Genomic DNA, 19,627 nt, shown 5'->3' with positions numbered 1-19,627 from the left:
GTTTATCATCCAATCATCCCAACAAACCTTACTCTACCAAATCCCACGCGAGCGGCGTTCCGCGTTTTACATCGCGTTTCACCTTCCGCCCTAACAAGGCATCATAGTATTTCGGTGCAAGCCCGAACCCGGGACGGATGCGCCGCATATTCTGTGCGGTGAGCACGTCGCCCGCCTTCATATCCTCCGCGATATAGAGGCTGCGGCGGAATTGAAGAGATTTTTTTTCCTGCGTCTGCATGGCATAGCTGACCGTACCGAGCGCAAGCGCAGCGGTCTCGCATTCCCGCACAAGCCGCACCATCTCCCGCGGCTCTAAGGAAAACGCCGAATCCACGCCGCCCTCCGCACGAGAGAGTGTAAAATGCTTTTCGATCACATCGGCGCCCAGTGCGACGCTTGCCACCGCCGCACCGATGCCGAGCGTATGATCCGAAAGTCCGACCTTGCACCCAAAAAGCTCTCGCATATGGGGGATGGTCATGAGATTCGTCCCCTCGGGCGTCGCAGGATAGCTGCTCGTGCATTTCAGCAGAGTGAGATCTGTGCAGCCATTTTCCCGCGCGGTCGTCACAAGTTCCTCGAGTTCCGCGAGGTTCGTCATTCCGGTGGAAACAATCATCGGCTTGCCCGTGCGTGCCGCCTTCTTGATGAGCGGCAAATCGACGTTTTCAAACGATGCGATCTTATAACACGGAACGCCCAGCTCTTCCAGAAAATCCACCGCGCTGTCGTCAAACGGCGTGCTGAAGCCGATAATGCCGTGCTCCCTGCACCGATCAAAGATTGGCTTATGCCATTCCCATGGCGTATGGGCTTTTTCATAGAGGTGATAGAGAGATTCGCCCTTCCACAGGCTGTCTTTGTCTGCGATGAAGAACTCACCTGTGTCGATGTCGAGCGTCATCGTGTCCGCGGTATACGTCTGAATCTTGAGCGCATCCACCCCCGCCGCTGCCGCCGCATCCACAATCTCCAACGCCCGCTCGAGCGATTGATTGTGATTGCCCGACATCTCGGCGATGATAAAAGGGCGGCTCTTGTTAGTATGACATAAATCATAAAGCTCCATGAAAAAACTCCTTCAAAACTTCTTTGTATAGCGATAAAAATCATCTTCTTCCATACATTGATAACCGAGTCTTTCAAATATACGCTGCGATGCCCTATTGTCTTTCTTCACCAGTGCCGATAAAATTCCCCTGTCATATTCTTCCTTCATCCACTGTGCAAGCAAAGTCAACATATATCTTCCAAAAGCGTGTCCACGAAAATGTTTATCAATACTGTATGAAATAACATATTCTTCATCTCTTCTATTGACCCGAATTTGTCCCACGGGGATCATACCGTGCATCATGATAAAAAGGTGCGCGGCTCCATCATTTAGAGTTTTCTCTAACCAATGCAAATGCTCTGCGAAATTTATCTGCCCACTGTGAAATGCATATCGGCGCACCGCCGCATCATTGCGCCATTGATACAAAAGTTCTGCATCCGCCGTCGTCGCCTCTCGTAAAAAAAACGCTTCTATATGAGTTTTATCCAATAATTCTTCATTTACGGCGATGGTAATTTTATGCTGTTCCATGTCCGTTTCCTCACGCTGCCTGCGCATAAGGGCGCGGATGCATGGAACAAATATCGTCGCTGAAAGGGCTTAGAGGTGTCCCCCCCCCCGCGGATTTTAGTTTATCTACATAACACATTTGCTGCTCTTTCCCCATGACATTGCTCCAATCAATCACATCATCGAAAATCTTGTAAAAGCGAAGTCCCTCCGGGGGAACAATATAATCCCCAATCTCTACTCGCACACAATCCCGCAGTGCCCACAAGACGTCCGAAAAGCCAAGTTGGTGGCGGAACCGAACGGTACTCGAAAAACGCGGATTGATTTCGAATACATATGGCACGCCGGCATTCAGTCTCAGCTGCACGTTGATACTGCCGCAGAGGTTTAACCGCTCCGCAATTACATTCAGCAGTTTTTCTATCGCCGGAGATTCGACAACGACGCCGCTGCCCGTAAGTCCCCCGCGCAGTTTCCGTCGAAAAATAATCGTACGAATTTCGCCCTCTCTGCCGCGAAAAAGCCCACAGGTATATTCCCCCTCGTCCTCCGGAATCAGCTCTTGAAACATATCATCCTGCGAAAAATTCATCCCACGATGATAACCTTCCTCCGTCAGGACGCGAACGGTTTTACTGCCGCATCCCGTCCTGCTCTTGAGGATACAAGGAAACTGCCGCGGAGGCTCTCCTGCGTCCGCGGGCTGCGTCCACGGGTGCGGCAGACGATGCCCCCGCAGGAACTCTGCCGTCCGGTATTTATCAAAGCCGATATCCATCGCCTCTTGATTTGCTGTGAGAAACAACTCTTTCCTGCCAAAAAAATCATTTGCACACAAGAGGCGCAGCTCCGGCTCCGATGTCGGTATCACAAGGTCAATCTGTTCCCGCACAACCAGCTGCAAAAGCGCATCCATATACCGTTCCGACGACGCACGCTCCGCGACAAAGCATCGGTCAAAAAAAACTTTGCCGGCGTGGTCTTCTTCCATATCGCAGCCGACAACGGCATCGGCGATCTTTTCCTCCTGCAGGATACGTCCGATGCCAAGGCCAATGTCTCCGCCGCATCCGGTAACGAGTATTTTATGAAACAGCATATTTTTCCTCACTTCTCAGCGCCGAAGAGCCTCTTGTAAATATGGCACATCCGGATCATATCGTATGCAGTCGCAAATCACATCGTCGGCATCATACGGTGTCTGCCGCATGGTAACGACATCGTTGTCCGTGTTGATAACACACCAGTCTGCGACGCCTCCGCGCGTGCGTGCCTGCCCGACAGAGCCGGGATTGACAACACAATATTTTCCGCTAAAGCGCAGCATCGGATAATGCGTATGCCCCAGCAGGACATAATCTGCCACAGCGCCCGGGAAGTCAAATGCTTCTGGCGGCGCATCCGGATAAATGTAGCGATCCGCATCGCTCGGCGCCCCATGACAAAGCAAAAACCGCCTGCCGCCGCTCTCCTCAAGCCTTTCATCCGGCAGGGACAACAATCCCTCCAGCGTATCTCTCGGCAGTTCACGCGCGGCGATCTCAAGACCGCTGCCATATTTTCTGCGTATATCTTCCCATAGAATACCCCCCTGCAATGCACGTTCCAGCATCCGCTCATGGTTTCCCCGAATCATCGTACACGCTACTCCCGATTCCTGCAGGAGCCGCAAAACCTCGCGCGGATGATGGTAGTAGCCAACGAAATCACCGAGGAAGAAACACGCGGCGATCTTTTGCCGCTTGATATCGTCCAATACTGCCGCCAAAGCCGCACTGTTTCCGTGGATGTCCGAGAGTATGGCAATCCTGCTCATGGGATATAGTCCCGGATAATTTGCTGTGCCGTCTCTTCCGGCGTACGCAGTTTTCCTGCCGTTTTATACGCTTGAAATTCAGCCAAGCGTGGAAACCCGGCTGCGTCTGCTGCACGGATTTGTTCCTGCATCCCCGTGTCCATAATACCCGGATCCACATGAACGACCTCGACCATACTGTCGGTCTTTTCCTGCTCCGCGACAACATCCAAAAACATCTTGAACGCCGCCTTGCTCGAGCAGTACGCCGCCCATCCGGGGATCGGATAATGTGCAGCCCCCGAGGAGATGTTGACGATCCGCAGTTTCCGTCCGTTCTCCTTGCAGAGTGCGATGAGCTGATTGCATAGCAGCATCGGCGAAATGTAATTTACAGCCGCCGCATACCGGAGTTTGTCCACAGAAAGGCCCCCAACCGCACCGATTGGCTCAACCGTTCCCGCATTATTGATGAAAACGACATCTCCACCCTTGGGAACAAGATTCTTCAAAACAGGCAAGTTCTCGGTATCTGATAAATTACAGGCAACAAGGGAAACCTGCGATTTTTCCAACTCCTTAGAAAACGTACGCCCCATGCCGATCAGATGCGTATCCTCCCGGGAAACAAGATTCTCAAAAAGAGCCTTGCCCAAGCCTCTCGATATTCCTGTCAAAATGACATGTTGCATCGCAGCCTCACTCCTCTAAACGGCAGGATCGCCGAAGTGCATGCAGTTCCTCCGGATCAGAAAGTTCCCGCAGCGCCTGCAAAATATCCTCCGCCGACACATCCGTCCAGGCTCCTAAATAACGGATCAATCCCCTCTCCGCGCAGTCTCGGCAGATCTGTAACTGATTCTCCGCAATGGCAGTAACGATGGCGGGCAGTCCAAGGAAGCACCGTTCCCATGTGGTCGTCCCGCCCGCGCCGAGACAAAGGTCGGCAGCCGCCATAAACTCCGCCATGTTCTCGACTTGGCAGTGATAATGGAGGAAATCATGTGCCGCGCAAAGGCGCTCGATCTCTTGTCGGCGTGCATTGCTGCCGCCGACGATAACGTCCGCCTCAATATCCGAGCATCCAAACATCAGCAAGGCGCGAATCGCCTTTTCCGTTTCTCCAGTCGGGTCGCTCCCGCCGTAAAAGATGAGGATACGCCGCAGCTCGCCCGTCCGCGGGCGCATGTTCTCCCGCACTTCGTAAAACTCTCGGCGCAGGAGCGCGTGTTTCGGACCAAGAAGAAGTTTGCACTGTGGCGACACAAGCCCGTCATAGCGGCGCTCCATATCTCGGTAAAAATTCTGATCAAGCAGAATGTCACAGTCATGCGGGCGGTTTGCGAGATCGTCAATGACAAAAATCTCCCGTACAAGGGGGCGCATCCTGCGCTCCCACGCGGCATCGAGCGCATAGTGATCAATGACGAGTCGTTCAATGGGCTGCAATTCCTGGATGATCTCAACGCTCTCCCGAGCATCGACTTCCTGCGGCACTGTGAGCCACGCCGCATAGCCCGCGAGCGCTGCGTCATGCTCATGCGGCGGCAGCAGATGCAGTGCAAAGCCCTGCGCCGCAACAAGCCGCGATAGATTGCCGGCAAGATCGCGGCAGATAAAATGCACGTTTTTTCCTTCCCTGCGCATACGACCTGCAAGCGTCAGGCAGCGCATGAGATGCCCGCTGCCGATCCGCTCGGAGGAGTCCACACGAATAACAGTGTTCATACGTCGCCCCCTCACTTACAAGCCGCACAAAATTCGTCTATTATTATAACATAAAAGCGCAGCACATTGAATCGCTGCGCTCTTTTGTTTCACCGTGATATTTATAACCTTTTATCCAAGTACGATCTTGAGCGGCTTGCCCTCCATATAGGTTTCGGGGTGCCCGCTCTTCAGCGCCTCGCGGTAGACCTTCATCGCATCCTCAAACACGTTCAGTGTGAAGTCAAGGTCTTCCTGCGTATGCGTATAGCACGGGAAGACATTCCAACCGAGCAGGACGCCGCGCTTCACACTCTCCTGCATAAAGATGGAGTTGTAAAGCCAGTCGCGTTTGCCCTCGTAATCGGTATATTCAAGACTCATGCGGCACGGGTACCCTTTGAGGTCAATCGGCACGTCGATATCTTTGGCAAGTTTGCGGAAATTGTCTTGGAGATATTGCCCCTTTTCCCAAATGGCACGGTTCACCTCGCCGGATTCGAGTTCCTTCATCACGGCGATGCCCGCGGCAAGCGACAGGCAGTCGCCGCCGAACGTGGTGGAGATGAAGATTTTCTTATCGACCTCCTCCATGATGTCCTTGCGTCCCGCAACCACCGAGAGTGGCATACCGTTCGCCGCCGCCTTGCCGAACGTAGAGAGGTCGGGCGTCACGCCGAAATACGCCTGTGCGCCGCCGATGCTGAAGCGGAACCCATTGACGACCTCGTCAAAGATGAGGAGCGCGCCGCTGGCATGACAGATTTCCTTCAGCTGCTGCAAAAAATCCCCCTTGGGCGCCTCGTTCTCCACGGCCTCGGTGATGACTGCGGCGATTTCGCCCCGATAGGTTTCAAAGTATTCCTGTACTTTGTCAAGGTCGTTGTATTCAAATTTGTGTACATAGCTGCGCAGCTCCGGGAGCAGTCCGCCCTGCCTGACGCTCTCTGCCGCCGCCGTCCACTCGTGCCAGCCGTGGTACTCGCCGCGCAGGATATGTTTCCGCCCCGTGTAGGCGCGTGCGATCCGTACCGCCGCTTCCGTCGCCCCTGATCCGGTTTTGAGGAATCGCACCTTGCCCGCGCTCGGAATATGCTTTACGCAAAGCCGCGCGTATTCGACCTCTTCGGGCGCGACGAGGGAATAGCCCATGCCGCGGCGCAGCTGCGCAATGACGGCATCGTCGACCGCCTTGTATTGGTAGCCGAGCAGAATGGGACCCAGCCCCATGTCGTAGTCGATGTACTCGTTCCCGTCCACATCCCATACATGCGCGTCCTTGCCATGATCGATGTAGATGGGCGACACGCCCTCAATATGTGTCTCAGGCCCCTTGCTGTAGAGCTGGCAGCCAGAAAGGATTTTATCCTGCGCTTCCTGCCATAGGACATTGGATTTTTCTAAACTTCTTTTTCTGATTTCCGGCATGACGATACCTCACCTTTCCACAATTTATCCTCTTCGAGCGATTTTTTCATTCCCTCGTTGCGTGTAAATCCTTCGTTCAAATGTGTCAAATCAGGTTGTTTTTCGAGCAGGTCGAGAATATCCCGCATGGCAAAATCCTTGCGCTCGAGGTACAGCCGTTCATATACGCTCTCAACGAAGAGGAAATCTTCCGGTTCGTCCACCGTCCAGCGCAGCCGGCCTAAGCTCTCCCCTGCATACCGAAGTCCGCCTTGTTTGAACAGTTCCGGGTGTTTGATGATGTACTGCGTGACATGCTCGCGCTCCGAGGGCAGCCGCGCCTCCCGATATGCACGTTCGAGCGCTGCGTATCGCATCACCTCGGTGTCAAGTCCGTCCGGATAGGTCGCTTCCCCGAGCGTATTGCTCGTATAGTCGTTCCCCTCGCTAAGGTGACGGTCAATAACTGCATCTACGATCGCCGGGTCAATCAGCGGGCAGTCGCCTGTGATGCGCACGACATGCGCCGCTCCGAACGCCTTTGCACACGCATCATACCGCCCGAGCACATCGCCGAGGTTCCCGCGAAAGACGGTAAAACCTGCATCACGTACGGTCTCTGCCAAAGGATCGTCGCTCTCATCTTCGCTCGTCGCGAGCACGATGTTATCAATACGCCTGCTACGGGAGAGCCGTTCCAACTCGTATAAAATCATGGCGCGGCCCATAATCGGCCGCAGCACCTTCCCCGGCAGCCGGCTTGATGAAAGGCGTGCCTGCACGATGGCAAGGATCATGTTGCGACTCCTTCCGGTTCTCTTTCAGCATCCTCTTGGTGCGGACTTACCAAAGACTTGGTGTGATGATCTCACGCGGCACGTCATGAAATGCACTGCGAAGTTCTTCACAACAATGATCAAATTGCTCTGCTTTTTGCAGTATCTTTATATTTTCTTTAAGCTGCTCTGCAGTATCGACGCCGAACACGACATAATCAATGCTCGGATGTGTAAGACTATAGAGCATCGCCGCCTCTGCAGGTATAAATCCGTATTTCTCTGCAATCTCCCGAAACAACCGAATCAATGCTTCGCTTCCCGGAACTTTACGCTCCGCGCTTTCCGGCTCCATAAGCAGCAGTCCCTGCAGGAACGCGCTGCGCGCATATACGGTGATACGCCGTTCTTTTGCTTTACGAAAAAAGCCGGACGAGTCGAGTCGCCGATCAAGCACGTTATAAGGGATCTGTATCGCGTCGAAGCGTACGTCCTCTACTGTCCTAACAGCATCTTCCGGCTCATAGACAGAAACGCCAATCGTGTCCGTCAGCCCTAGTTTCTTTGCACGGCAAAGCGCCTCCATGATGGCGGAGCGGTCCATATCTGAGGCCCGGTGCAGCATCAAACATGTTAGCTTTTGCGCTTTGAGTCTATACAGCGATTCCTTGACCTCATGGAGTACTGCGCCCGCATCATTCGGCAGATCGGGACGTAATTTAGAGATGATCCGCACATTCTCTTCCTGCGCCAGCCCATAGCAGCCCAATACTTCCTCAGCCATACCATAAACACGCGCCGTGTCAAAGGAACGGATGCCTGCCTCCAGTGCCGCATCAAGCACTGCAAAACTCTCCGTATACGTCGGCCGGCGCCCCAGTACATTCTTGATCCCGTAGTTCATACCGAGCTGCACGGTTCCGAGGCAAAGTTGTGCCCTATTCACATCAACACTTCCCGCAGTGCCGCAATAATCTCATCCTGCTGTGCATCCGTCAAATCATAGTAGAGCGGCAGCGTCAAAGCTTCCTCGTAGTAAGATTCGCTGTGAGGGAAATCGCCCTTCACAAAGCCAAGCTGCTCATAATAGGGCTGTAAATGGACGGGGATATAATGCAGATTCAGTACAACGCCCCGCTTTTTCATCTCGCTAAAGATTTGCTCTTTGGTTTTATCAATCCGTGCAAAATCAAGCCGCACAACATAGATATGCCAAGAGGGCACTGTTCCCTCCATGACATGCGGCGTCGTCAGCGGCAGATCCCGGAGCAATTCGTCGTAACGCGCGACAAGTTCTCTGCGCCGTGCAACGAACGCATCCAACCGCTGCATCTGACTGTATCCGAGCGCCGCCTGCAGATCGGTCATCCGATAGTTATATCCGAGGTCGATCTGCTGATAATACCACGGGCCGTCAGCGGCATGCGTCATTTTCTCCGGATCACGCGTGATGCCGTGACTGCGATAGAGCGTAAGTTTCTCGTAGAGATCCCGATTGTTCGTCAGTATCATGCCGCCTTCGCCCGTCGTGACAATCTTCACGGGATGGAAGCTGAACACCGTCATATCCGAAAAGACGCAGCCGCCGACCTTCGTATGGAGATAATCCGCGCCCACCGCATGTGAGGCATCCTCAAGGACAGTAAAACCATACGCCTCGGCGAGCGCACGGATGCGTTTCATTTCACAGGACTGTCCCGCGAGATGAACCGGAACGACGACCTTCGGCAGCTTATTCTCCGCCTTTGCCCGGCGGAGCTTTTCCTCAAGTGTCGATGCGCTCATATTATAGGTACGCTCATCAATGTCGACAAAATCGACATCCGCACCGCAATACCGCGCACAGTTCGCCGACGCGACAAAGGTGATCGGACTCGTCCAGAGGATATCGCCCGCACCAAGTCCTGCCGCACGGCATGCAATATGCAGCGCTGCCGTCGCATTGCAGACCGCGACCGCATATTTTGTGCCGCAGTAATCCGCAACGCAGCGCTCGAACTGTTCGATCGCAGGCCCCTGCGTCAGAAAGTCCGAATGGAGAACGGCTTCGACCGCCGCAATATCCGTTTCATCAACACTCTGCCGCCCATAGTAAATCATGGATTCATCTCCCGGAGTTCCTCTACTGTCAAAAAGTGAGGGTTAGAACCGGAATCGTAGGCGAAGCCGTCGGAAACCAGATGCCCCTCTTCTCCAAGTGCATTCTTTGTATAGTCAACGCCAAGGATCGGTGTCGACGGCTGAATAACAAAATGATCGTCAAATTCAATCGTATCGTAATAGAGGTCGGCAGGACACATCACCTCGTGCAGTTTTTCCCCCGGGCGAATGCCGATCACCTTCGTCGGCACACCGGGCGCAATCGCCTCACAGAGATCTGTGATTCGCATCGATGGAATCTTTGGGATAAAGAGTTCGCCGCCATGCATGCGTTCGAAATTCTTTAGGACAAATGATACGCCGTCCTCAAGGCGCAGCCAAAAGCGCGTCATGCGTTCATCCGTCACGGGCAGTTCCGAAGCGCCCTCTGCAATAAGTTTCTTGAAGAACGGGACAACCGAGCCCCGCGATCCGACGACATTGCCGTAACGAACGACAGAAAACCGCGTCTCACGATCCCCGACCAGATTATTTGCCGCCGTAAAGAGCTTATCCGAGCAGAGTTTTGTCGCGCCGTACAGATTGATCGGATTCGCCGCCTTATCCGTCGAGAGCGCGATGACCTTTTTCACGCCGCACGCAATCGCCGCGTTGATGACGTTCTGCGCGCCGTTCACGTTCGTCTTGATGCATTCCATCGGATTGTACTCCGCCGCCGGCACCTGCTTGAGCGCCGCCGCATGTACAACATAGTCGACTTTATACATCGCCTGCTTCAGCCGCGCCTCATCGCGCACATCGCCGATGAAATACCGCATACACGCGTCGTTAAACACCTGCTGCATCTCGAACTGCTTCAGCTCGTCACGGGAAAATACAATCACTTTCTTTGGCGTGTACCGTGCAAGCAGGATTTCAATAAACTTTTTGCCGAATGAGCCTGTGCCGCCGGTAATTAAAATGGATTTATCGTTGAACAAAATACTACCCCTCTCGTTTCGTCTGTCATATTACACTTTATAGGGAGCCCAAACAAGCAAAAAACAATAGGCTGAACTTCTCCCCCCTATATCTTAATGCTGTCCATGGGGGAAATCTAGGTTATTTCTTTATCTGCACCACGCTTGCGTTCCCACTTCTCTTTCACATAATTATATTGAATAATATCCTGATTTAGTCTTCCGGGAAATCCGCCGCATAATCGGTCACAAAAGATTCTTATAGCATCTTGTATCCCTATGTGCCCTGACGTGAACGATCGGAGTTCTTCCCTATATCTCCCGATATCTGAGGAAAGTTGATTCCGCCCTATACGAAAGCCGGATAACACTGATTGAACAATATCCAGATTAGCTTCCCGGCAAAATACTGACCACAAATAATAGTCTCCGGCTAGTTTAAAAGATCGAAATATATCCATATCAACGTGTTGAAAGAGATCTGTGTGCCAAAAAGTAGACTCCTGCTGAATAAATGATAAAAATCGTCCGTCATACAATCCATTTTGTATAAACCGCTTACGATACTTATAGGGTATTTTCACCGCCGTTATTTGAGATTTAGCATTATAAGTCGTCTGAATTCCCGTAATCCATTTTACGTCAATATTTTGAAAAACCTCGCTCACGACATCAAAGGTATACGGCTGATAATAATCATCCGCATTAATATAGGCGCAAATATCCCCTGTAACATACCGAAACCCTTTTGCCAGGGCATCGTACATTCCTTGATCGGGCTCACTCATCCAATAGGAAATTTTACGTTCATATTTTTTTATAATATCTACTGTGCCGTCAGTCGAACCGCCATCAATGACAATATATTCTAAGTCCGGATAATTCTGCGTCACGACGCTTTTTATCGTTTCCTCAATTGTGCGGACGGCATTATACGACACCGTTATGATAGATATTTTAGGTTTCATCATACTCCCCCCTCAAAAAGATCGGTTCTTCCCCTATACACGCGCCATTGCCCCCTAGAGAGGAGGGATATTCCCTATTTGTCCCCCGCTGATTCCAAACGAATATACGATCAAAATAATCCCAATGGAAACTTTTCCTGGTAGCCGGACCTCGTTATGATGCCCATCATCTTTTCTTTTGATTTTTAGGAAAAATAGAACTCGTTAACCGCACGAATCACTTCGTCCTGTTCATCCTTCGTCATGCCGTTATACATAGGGAGACTGAGCACTTCGTCGGCATACCGCTCGGCGATGGGGAAATCGCCTCTTTGATGCCCCAGGTACCGATAGGCCTCAGAAAGATGGGGCGGAATCGGATAGTGGATCATGGTGCCAATGCCGCGTGCGGTAAGATATTCTTGCAGTTCATCCCGCAGCGCCGTGTGGATCACAAACTGGTGCCACGTGGAATCTGCGCCCGGCCGCATTTGAGGCAAGTTCACGCGAGGATTTGTAATTCCCTCTAAATATCGGTCTGCAATCCGGTTTCTTTCCGCATTTAATTCGTCCATATGCGCCAATTTGACGCGCAATAGTCCCGCCTGCAGTTCATCCAACCTGCTGTTGCAACCGACTACGGTGTTATGATATTTCTTTTCGCTCCCATAGTTGCGAAACACCCGGAACTTTTTCGCCAGGTCTTCATCATCGGTCACGATGCACCCGGCATCGCCGAATGCTCCACATCCTTTCGTCGGATAAAAACTAAAACATCCGACACGCCCAAATGTGCCGACAATTTTTCCTTGCCACCGATTGCCATGGCTCTGTGCACAGTCCTCTACGACCTCCAGATGATGTCGCCGAGCAATATCTATAATCTTTGTCATATCGCACGCCTGACCGTAGAGATGCACGGCGAGGATCGCCTTCGTCCGCGGCGTAACGGCAGCCTCGATTTTCTCCGCATCAATATTATCATAACGATCCGGCTCGACAAAGACGGGGGTCGCTCCGTTCATGGTAATCCCCATCACACACGCGATATACGCGTTAGCCGATACAATGACTTCGTCGCCTTCCTTGATCCCCAGTAAACGAAAAGAAATCCAAAGAGCATCTAAACCGCTTGCAAGCCCGACACAATATTTAGCTCCGATATAGGTTGCCCACTCGTTTTCGAACGAAGTCACCTCATTGCCCAAAACATACCATCCCGAGCGCAGAACCTCGACCGCCTTCTTTTCATATTCTTCCGCATGGAGAGAAAACTGCCGCAGAAGGTTATTCGCCATAATCATTGTATCATATCCTCCCTGCCGTTAGTTCAGATATTCATCCATATATCTCATATAGTATTCTACCATACGCCGAAGGCCGTCTTCCAGTCCAACTTTGGGCTTCCAACCGATACGTTTTTCTATCTTCTCACTGGTGCCGTAAAAATCTCCGATGTCAATTTTTTTTCGTTCTTCGGGGAATGGAACAATCTGCAAATCACCTTTCCCCGAGAGGCGTATGAGCGTCTCGGCAACGGTCTTCAGAGAAGCCCGCTCTCCGGACAGGTTAAACACATCTCCATAGGCATCCTCATGGAGCGCGGCAAGGCACATCGCCTCCACAACATCATCAACATAGTTGAAGTCACGCAGCTGCTCTCCCGTACCGAAGAGTTGAATCGTCTCCCCCGTAACCGCACGATTCACAAACCAGCCGATAAAGCCCTGCCGCGCATTTTTGATCAGCTGTCCGGGGCCGTATGTGTTCGTAAGCCGCAGCGACACGGTGCGCACGCCGTAGACCTTCGTGTAAAGCTGATGATAGTGTTCCGCAGCCAATTTATTGATGCCGTTCACATCGGGAGGCGCGAGCGGGTGATTCTCATCCACCGGCAGGTACTGCGGATGCCCATAGATCTGCCGCGTACTTGAAAAGACAATGATTGTCTGAGGAGCATAATAACGGCACGTCTCCAGGAGCGTAAGCTGCGCCCTCGTATTGACCTCCATATCCATAAAGGGCTCCCGCATACTGTCCTGATGGCTCACTTGACCGGCAAGGTTAAAGATGTAGTCCTTATCCCGTACCAAATAGCGCAGACTGTGCTCGTCGCGCATGTCGGAGAAATTTAGTACGACATCGTCCTTGATATCCTTGATATTAAAAAGATTTGCGCCGTATTCGTCGAGCATGGAGTCAAGCAGCGTAACGTTGGCGCCCTCCCGGACAAGGCGGAGCGCTAAATTACTGCCGATAAATCCGACGCCCCCTGTAATGAGGACATTTTTACCTGCAAACGACATTATAATTTCCTTTCCTCATTCTAGACAACATTCGTTTACATCGACGAAGCGCGGATAGAATACCCGGCTCAACGGGAATAAGGCCTCGAGAAAAGTCTATATCGTATCGTTCTTGTACATTTCTCAGCGCCTTTTTTAATGCCTTAAAATAATCGGTATAGATATATTGCACTGCGCCCTTAGAGAGCCGATATGGTCCCATGTCGAAGGTATGCAGGCTCAACCATTTTAATTCATGAAAATGATAAAAAACGACGGGCACATGATCTATGCGCGGGCCTTCTGTACAGTGATACTGCTGTATATTCCACGGCGCGACTCCCCCGCCGATATGTTTCAGTTCGTGTATCATGCCGGGGAACCGTGTCGGCCAATCATCCAAATATTTTTGATCGCCAAATTTACCATCTTCAAACCGCGCATAGCACCACTCCTCACAGCGATCACACCACCAGTTCAATATCCGCAGTCCATTTTCCGTATTCCGAAACGTCATAAACTGCACGCAGTAAATCCCAGATGTCGCAGACTGATCATATTCCGGCGTATATCTATGCCCCGTAATCAATACGTCTTTATCCGAGGCATGAAATTCATCCAGCAGGATTTGTGGGGACTGAAAGAAATACAAATCAGAATCGAGATAGGTTACCTCCGGCACATCAAAATGCCGAAGCACATAAAGAATCGAGAACGAAGCGCATGTCCAGCAATACTCGCCTCGGCTTCTCGTAGATTTTACGGCAAGCAGCCGCTCATCCTCAAACTCCTGCAACCGTATCACCGTGAGATGCGCGAATGAAAGTTTGTCCAAAATATCGGCAGCCAAATCATCAAAAGCAAAAACATAGAGCATAAACGGCGTCCCGGTGTTCTCCAATGAATCATATAGAGCCAATCCCCGCGTCAAATAGTTCGAATCAAACAGTGTGCAGAAGTAGTTCATAGCAGCCTCATTTATTCACCATAAATTCCCATCCCGGATCAAAGGGAAGGCCTCTGTCAGATGCATAAAAGTATAAATTATGCCGGTTTTCATAAATTGTTTCGAATACCTTCACATGTGCAAAGTGCGGTGTTAAGAACCGCATAAGGTCCTCTTTCGATTTGAATTCGTACTCATGCTGCTCCAGACTTTTATGCCCATCGGCTCGTTCAACAATCGTATACCCGCTCAAACACCCATTATCACCAAGCCTTTCTTTAATCCCCTTCATAATGGACTCAATCTCCTCCGGTGTAAAATGCTCAATTGCCGCATCCCACACAATATTATCAAATTTTCCTTGCGGCATATCATAGCGAATATCTGCTACAATATATTTTGTCTTTTTATTAGCATGCTCACTCTTTGCATATGTAATCGCACTTGGATCAAAATCACAGCTCACGATGCTGCTTGCCTTATAAGCATAAAAATGCTTTGCGTTAAATCCGTCACCACAGCATAGCTCCAGTATCTTAGCCCCCGGTTCTATTGCGAGCAACGAAAAGACTCCTCGTTCTACCCAAAAACAGTTCCCTTTAGGCTCGCCCCACTGTGCATAGCGATCCAATTCATGATCAAACCACTCGGGCGTGCTTGTCCCCCCCCAGTAGGCAAAGAACTGCACTTGGTGGACAAAGCATGTAACCTTACGACAAATAGAACTGATACATGATAGTATCTTTTGTGAAAAATAGTTACACAATGCATACTGTATGAGAGTTCTCATTACCATCACCTATCCCTTTATTCTACGCCATAACCGTTTTAACATTCTACGCCATAAAGAAGGTCGAATACCATAAAAAAAAGTTTTCAGTGCTTTACGTGTTTGTGGGTCTTCTAAAACTTCAACAGGAAATTTGCTAATAGGTCGGTCATACAGTCTTGTATGGTAGGCAGTCTCTATCCCGCAGTGTTCGCCTGTCGCATCCATACCAATATTCTGCGTCAGACTTTGTGTTGGAGCAAGCATAAGCCCATTCCGCAGCACAACGGCAACATGCCAAAAGATCGCCCACGTATGGAGACGCCCCGCTTTATTATCAACGACCTGCTGCCAAAGATCTGTCGAATCATCAAAATTGATATTCCTAATATCTTCTCTGGTACACGACGATATTAGCTTTTCCGGATCTCGTTCAAAGTACGACCATGCATCCCGCCATGTCGCCCATCCCCAACAGTCTGCAAACCGTAAAAAAGCCGTCTCGCCAAGCCCCGCTCGCTCGATCTCCGGCATATAGCCAGAGATCTCCATTACTGCGGGCTCTTTCTCATACAGCTTCAGCGCATCATTCATATATTTGAGAAAATATTGTGATGTTACGATATCATCTTCTAAAACAATAACCTTGCCATAACGGTTAACAATCTCTGTTACTCCCGTAATGATGCTCTTGGCAAGCCCTTGATTTTCATTTTGTTCGATAATATTGACAGAGCGAAAGCCTTTTATGCTATGAAGATATTCACGCAGCGCATGAACCGCAACGCTTGCTTCGTCATTCTTTGCCGCATCCGAATAGATAAAAAGCTCAGTATCCTTCGCGTAGATATTCGCCTTTAATGCCTCAATTGTTTTTTGAGTATGTGCAAGACGATTATAGGTAAAAAGAACGACAGGTGCTAACTGTGATATAAACTCTTTATGTGCCTCTTCATCATGATCCCATGGCATATCGCGGTATTTCATACCAAGCCTCCCTTTGAGCATTTTATCAATCATATACTCGAACTTTTCCCCTAAGTCCCTATCTTAATAAATTACAGAAGCTAAATTAATCTCTATGGAAAATATCCCGCGTATAAACCTTCTCCCGGACAGGCGCTAGTTCATCTGCCCAACGGTTCGCCACGATACAATCACAAGAGGTCACAAACGTCTCAAAATCCTTTGTCACCGGGCAGCAAAAAATCTCTGTTCTTTCTGTCATAGGTTCGTAAATGAGGATTTCTATCCCTGCCTCTTTTAGTCTTTTTATGATGCCTTCAATCGCACTGGCACGAAAATTATCCGAACCGCTCTTCATCGTGAGACGATAAATGCCGACCGTCTTTGGACGACGTGCCAGAATCATCTCCGCTATATGCTCCTTGCGCGTACGGTTCGCCTCAACAATCGCCGTGATCAGATTTTGAGGGACATCATGATAGTTCGCCAACAGCTGTTTCGTATCCTTCGGCAGACAATATCCGCCATATCCAAAGGAAGGATTATTATAGTTTCCGCCAATGCGCGGGTCAAGCGATACACCTTCAATGATCTGCGCGGTGTTAAGCCCTCTCAGTTCCGCATAACTGTCTAATTCATTAAAATATGCGACACGCAGCGCAAGATAGGTATTAGAAAAAAGTTTTACAGCCTCCGCTTCTGTCGAATCCAAGAAACGCACCGGCACATCCTTTTTTTTCGCCCCTTCCAGCAAAAGCGTTGCAAATACGTGCGCCCTCTCTGACGACGATCCGATGATGATCCGCGAAGGGTAAAGATTATCATAGAGTGCCCGCCCTTCACGCAGGAACTCCGGAACAAAAAATATCTCTACTCCTTGATATTTTTTTCGGATCTCCTTCGTATAGCCGACCGGTACCGTAGACTTGACAACAACGGCTGCCGCCGGCGCAAGTTCCGCAACTTTTTCCAACACCGCTTCGATAGACGATGTATCAAAAAAATTCTGCTCAGGGTCATAATCTGTGGGCGTTGCGATAAGAACATAGTCGGTCTTTGAAAAAGCTTCCTTCTCATCTACCGTTGCATGAAAATCCAATGCTCCCATGGAAAGATATTCTTCTATTTCCGGGTCATGGAGCGGTGAAACTCCTCGATTCAGCATAGCAACTTTTTCAGGAATAATATCCAGAGCAGTCACATGATGATGCTGTGCGAGCAATATTGCATTGGACAGCCCCACATAACCTAGTCCTGCGACGGCGATTTTCAATATATATCCCCTCCATTATTTTAACAGTATATTTGTATACCAAGAACACTTAATACTTACTTTCCCTTCTTTGTTTCTTATATAAAATATACTATTGTCTAAAAACACTTTTTTTAGGCGAACTGTAGTATTTGTCGTCGTTCTTTCTCAGCAGAAACGCTCTAACAGACGGTTGGAATCTCTTAGGAACTGCTTTAAAAATCATTGTTCTCAAAAGAGTTTTTAGTGTCCACTCCTCTTTTTGAATGGCGGCCTTTTGTTTATATAGACTAGAAAGAGAAATTTGTCTGTCAATACAATGTTGTCGTAGTCTTACGGTCTCTGCTTCATAGTCATTGTCATGCTCATACTTCACTAAATCAGCATCTATCACGATTCCTAAAAGAACATTTTGTTCGTTACACCTCTGTTTTCGATGCAGCAGTTGCATTGTATAGTTATAGTCTGCTGAAATCATATTCGTGTTCGTTATACGTAAACCGGGAACTGTCGCATACTTTAGCCGTTCGACACCACACGGACTTAGTTCTTGAAATTTACATGCCGCAGCATACGAAATAGAATGCCGCACACCTTCGGAATCTCTTGTAGGAATCAATACATATAGATTATCCTTTATGAAAATTAATGTTTTTATGGCGCTAAGAATTAGTATGGGGGGGCCATAATCCGGATTAAAGTAGTTAAAAATCGCCCCATATGTATTCTTTAGTTTATATAGTATTTCCTTTTTGAGCACACCGGCTAATGGGCTTCCCGTCCCCGGAATCCCCCCTTCAAACTGATAATTCCCATCTCGAAATTCCAATTTCTTTTGGATCTCTTCCTCCGGATTCTTCTTTTCCCACGTGCACGTTTTCTCTTTCATATGCAAAACGCCTTGAAATGACGTGCTATCCTTATGTATCAAATCATAAAAATCCCATCCCCAATTTGCCATATCCGGCATATCCGCTGAAAGCATGCTCTTGTATAGCTTTTCTAAGGAATCGGCATACATATACATTTTATCCTGCATAAAGCCGATATATTTTCCTGATGCAAATTGCAGCCCATACTCCCAGTTGCCGCACATCCCAAGCACGGGAATATCCGGTGGATGAACATAGATGAATCTACTATCATGATAATTCTCAACAATATCCTTACAAGATACCCTCGGATCATCATAGTCGTCCGTAACGATTACTTCAAAATCACAAAACGTTTGATGATGTAGGGAGTAAAGTGCAATATCTATTAGTCGGGGCCTTGCTTTTGTGGGGACAATAATAGAAAAAAACGGCATTATAATGATCTTCCTTTTTTACTGTTGTATGTTTATCTAAACAAGTCACGATAGAGATAGTTTACGCAGCCATCTTTGGCCTCGCATTTTTATCTGTTTCTTTATCGACATCATCTCCTCAAATGTTCGGATCTTTTTTTGGTATTTATTTACAAAGAGTTCCATGCCCACAGTTTCTGAAAAAGATTTTTCTAATTCTTTATAACAGTTAATATCATTTTGGTTGACACAAAATTCATGCCAAATATCATCAATAGATATTATATCTTTCAAGCATGTATAATAGTAGTTATAATAAAAATTCAATATACATCTTTGAAATACAAAAGTTATAGGCGCATCGGGATAAAGCCACTCATAATCTATAATAATAAATCGATCTCCAACGATCAGGATGTTATTAGGATGTAAATCTATATCTACATTTCGGCTTTCTTGTGCACTCCCGGAAAAATCAACAAAAGCACATGCTTTTCTCCCAATATCCTCTTTTTGTAAAAAGCTGTAATATTTTTCCATCTCGGAAAAAAACGCTTTTCGACCTTTATTGGCCGTGCGTTCCATGATCCTGCGTCCCCAAGGGACTCCCTCAATATATTCAAACCTCAGGCTATCTTCATCAATCCGCTCAACTTTTGCCACATGCGCTTTCCCGTAAAGAAGCGAGAGTATCTCATAGTTATGAAACATAGCTGTTATATGTTTTCTTGCTGTCGGAGTCAATGCTGTCTTATATATATATTTTCCTTGTCCATCTTCTTCAATGAACGTCACGATTTGATATTCTGGTTTCCGGCCACGATTATATTTACTATATACAATCATTGGCGTCACTC

At 49.0% G+C, this 19,627-nt stretch carries 20 protein-coding genes; all 20 read right to left on the bottom strand.

The window, feature by feature from the left end; genetic code table 11:
* Positions 1–28 precede the first annotated feature (28 nt).
* On the bottom strand, positions 29–1,072 hold the full coding sequence (pseI, locus tag HMPREF9161_RS07050) for a pseudaminic acid synthase (protein ID WP_009728982.1): 1,044 nt from the start codon (positions 1,070–1,072) through the stop codon (positions 29–31).
* 12 nt (positions 1,073–1,084) lie between these two features.
* Complete coding sequence (locus tag HMPREF9161_RS07045) at positions 1,085–1,591, bottom strand: GNAT family N-acetyltransferase (protein WP_051010570.1); 507 nt, start codon at positions 1,589–1,591, stop codon at positions 1,085–1,087.
* 10 nt (positions 1,592–1,601) lie between these two features.
* Positions 1,602–2,672, bottom strand: coding sequence for an ATP-grasp domain-containing protein (locus HMPREF9161_RS07040; protein ID WP_009728981.1), 1,071 nt, complete (start codon positions 2,670–2,672; stop codon positions 1,602–1,604).
* A 15-nt stretch (positions 2,673–2,687) separates the two neighbouring features.
* A complete protein-coding gene (locus HMPREF9161_RS07035; protein ID WP_009728980.1) occupies positions 2,688–3,389 on the bottom strand; it encodes a metallophosphoesterase in 702 nt (233 codons plus the stop codon).
* Positions 3,386–4,060: an SDR family NAD(P)-dependent oxidoreductase gene (locus tag HMPREF9161_RS07030; RefSeq protein ID WP_009728979.1), complete on the bottom strand. Its 675-nt coding sequence runs from the start codon at positions 4,058–4,060 to the stop codon at positions 3,386–3,388. The genes HMPREF9161_RS07035 and HMPREF9161_RS07030 overlap by 4 nt, the downstream gene beginning before the upstream one ends.
* 7 nt (positions 4,061–4,067) lie before the next feature.
* Positions 4,068–5,096, bottom strand: a complete 1,029-nt coding sequence (gene pseG / locus HMPREF9161_RS07025) for a UDP-2,4-diacetamido-2,4,6-trideoxy-beta-L-altropyranose hydrolase (RefSeq protein ID WP_009728978.1) — start codon at positions 5,094–5,096, stop codon at positions 4,068–4,070.
* A gap of 111 nt (positions 5,097–5,207) precedes the next feature.
* Positions 5,208–6,503 carry an aspartate aminotransferase family protein gene (locus tag HMPREF9161_RS07020; RefSeq protein WP_009728977.1) on the bottom strand — a complete coding sequence of 432 codons (1,296 nt, stop codon included), beginning with the start codon at positions 6,501–6,503 and terminating at the stop codon, positions 5,208–5,210.
* Entirely contained in the window at positions 6,476–7,279 is an 804-nt protein-coding gene (locus HMPREF9161_RS07015; RefSeq protein ID WP_009728976.1) for a cytidylyltransferase domain-containing protein, read from the bottom strand. Before HMPREF9161_RS07015 ends, HMPREF9161_RS07020 begins: the two co-directional genes overlap by 28 nt.
* Before the next feature lie 46 nt (positions 7,280–7,325).
* A complete protein-coding gene (locus tag HMPREF9161_RS07010; RefSeq protein WP_009728975.1) occupies positions 7,326–8,204 on the bottom strand; it encodes an aldo/keto reductase in 879 nt (292 codons plus the stop codon).
* Complete coding sequence (gene pseC, locus HMPREF9161_RS07005) at positions 8,201–9,358, bottom strand: UDP-4-amino-4,6-dideoxy-N-acetyl-beta-L-altrosamine transaminase (protein WP_009728974.1); 1,158 nt, start codon at positions 9,356–9,358, stop codon at positions 8,201–8,203. Before pseC ends, HMPREF9161_RS07010 begins: the two co-directional genes overlap by 4 nt.
* Positions 9,355–10,338, bottom strand: coding sequence for a UDP-N-acetylglucosamine 4,6-dehydratase (inverting) (gene pseB / locus HMPREF9161_RS07000; protein ID WP_009728973.1), 984 nt, complete (start codon positions 10,336–10,338; stop codon positions 9,355–9,357). The genes pseC and pseB overlap by 4 nt, the downstream gene beginning before the upstream one ends.
* Before the next feature lie 116 nt (positions 10,339–10,454).
* Complete coding sequence (locus tag HMPREF9161_RS06995; RefSeq protein WP_009728972.1) at positions 10,455–11,285, bottom strand: glycosyltransferase family 2 protein; 831 nt, start codon at positions 11,283–11,285, stop codon at positions 10,455–10,457.
* 185 nt (positions 11,286–11,470) lie between these two features.
* The gene (locus tag HMPREF9161_RS06990) at positions 11,471–12,568 is read right to left on the bottom strand and encodes a DegT/DnrJ/EryC1/StrS aminotransferase family protein (protein ID WP_009728971.1); all 1,098 of its coding nucleotides are present in this window, start codon (positions 12,566–12,568) and stop codon (positions 11,471–11,473) included.
* Between the two features lie 21 nt (positions 12,569–12,589).
* Positions 12,590–13,570 carry a GDP-mannose 4,6-dehydratase gene (locus tag HMPREF9161_RS06985; protein WP_009728970.1) on the bottom strand — a complete coding sequence of 327 codons (981 nt, stop codon included), beginning with the start codon at positions 13,568–13,570 and terminating at the stop codon, positions 12,590–12,592.
* Positions 13,554–14,516 carry a hypothetical protein gene (locus HMPREF9161_RS06980; RefSeq protein WP_009728969.1) on the bottom strand — a complete coding sequence of 321 codons (963 nt, stop codon included), beginning with the start codon at positions 14,514–14,516 and terminating at the stop codon, positions 13,554–13,556. The genes HMPREF9161_RS06985 and HMPREF9161_RS06980 overlap by 17 nt, the downstream gene beginning before the upstream one ends.
* Before the next feature lie 7 nt (positions 14,517–14,523).
* The gene (locus HMPREF9161_RS06975; protein WP_198002161.1) at positions 14,524–15,126 is read right to left on the bottom strand and encodes a class I SAM-dependent methyltransferase; all 603 of its coding nucleotides are present in this window, start codon (positions 15,124–15,126) and stop codon (positions 14,524–14,526) included.
* A 168-nt stretch (positions 15,127–15,294) separates the two neighbouring features.
* Positions 15,295–16,251, bottom strand: coding sequence for a glycosyltransferase family A protein (locus HMPREF9161_RS06970; RefSeq protein ID WP_009728967.1), 957 nt, complete (start codon positions 16,249–16,251; stop codon positions 15,295–15,297).
* A gap of 85 nt (positions 16,252–16,336) precedes the next feature.
* The gene (locus HMPREF9161_RS06965) at positions 16,337–17,503 is read right to left on the bottom strand and encodes a nucleotide sugar dehydrogenase (RefSeq protein WP_009728966.1); all 1,167 of its coding nucleotides are present in this window, start codon (positions 17,501–17,503) and stop codon (positions 16,337–16,339) included.
* Between the two features lie 91 nt (positions 17,504–17,594).
* Positions 17,595–18,791 (bottom strand): glycosyltransferase family A protein, encoded by a 1,197-nt coding sequence (locus tag HMPREF9161_RS06960; RefSeq protein WP_009728965.1) that lies wholly within the window; start codon positions 18,789–18,791, stop codon positions 17,595–17,597.
* A gap of 45 nt (positions 18,792–18,836) precedes the next feature.
* Entirely contained in the window at positions 18,837–19,616 is a 780-nt protein-coding gene (locus HMPREF9161_RS06955; RefSeq protein ID WP_009728964.1) for a hypothetical protein, read from the bottom strand.
* Positions 19,617–19,627: the final 11 nt, after the last annotated feature.

The sequence above is a fragment of the Selenomonas sp. F0473 genome (genome assembly GCF_000315545.1).
Classification (GTDB): domain Bacteria; phylum Bacillota; class Negativicutes; order Selenomonadales; family Selenomonadaceae; genus Centipeda.
Note: the sequence above shows the minus strand (reverse complement) of the source record. Positions and strands in the feature narration are given on the sequence as shown.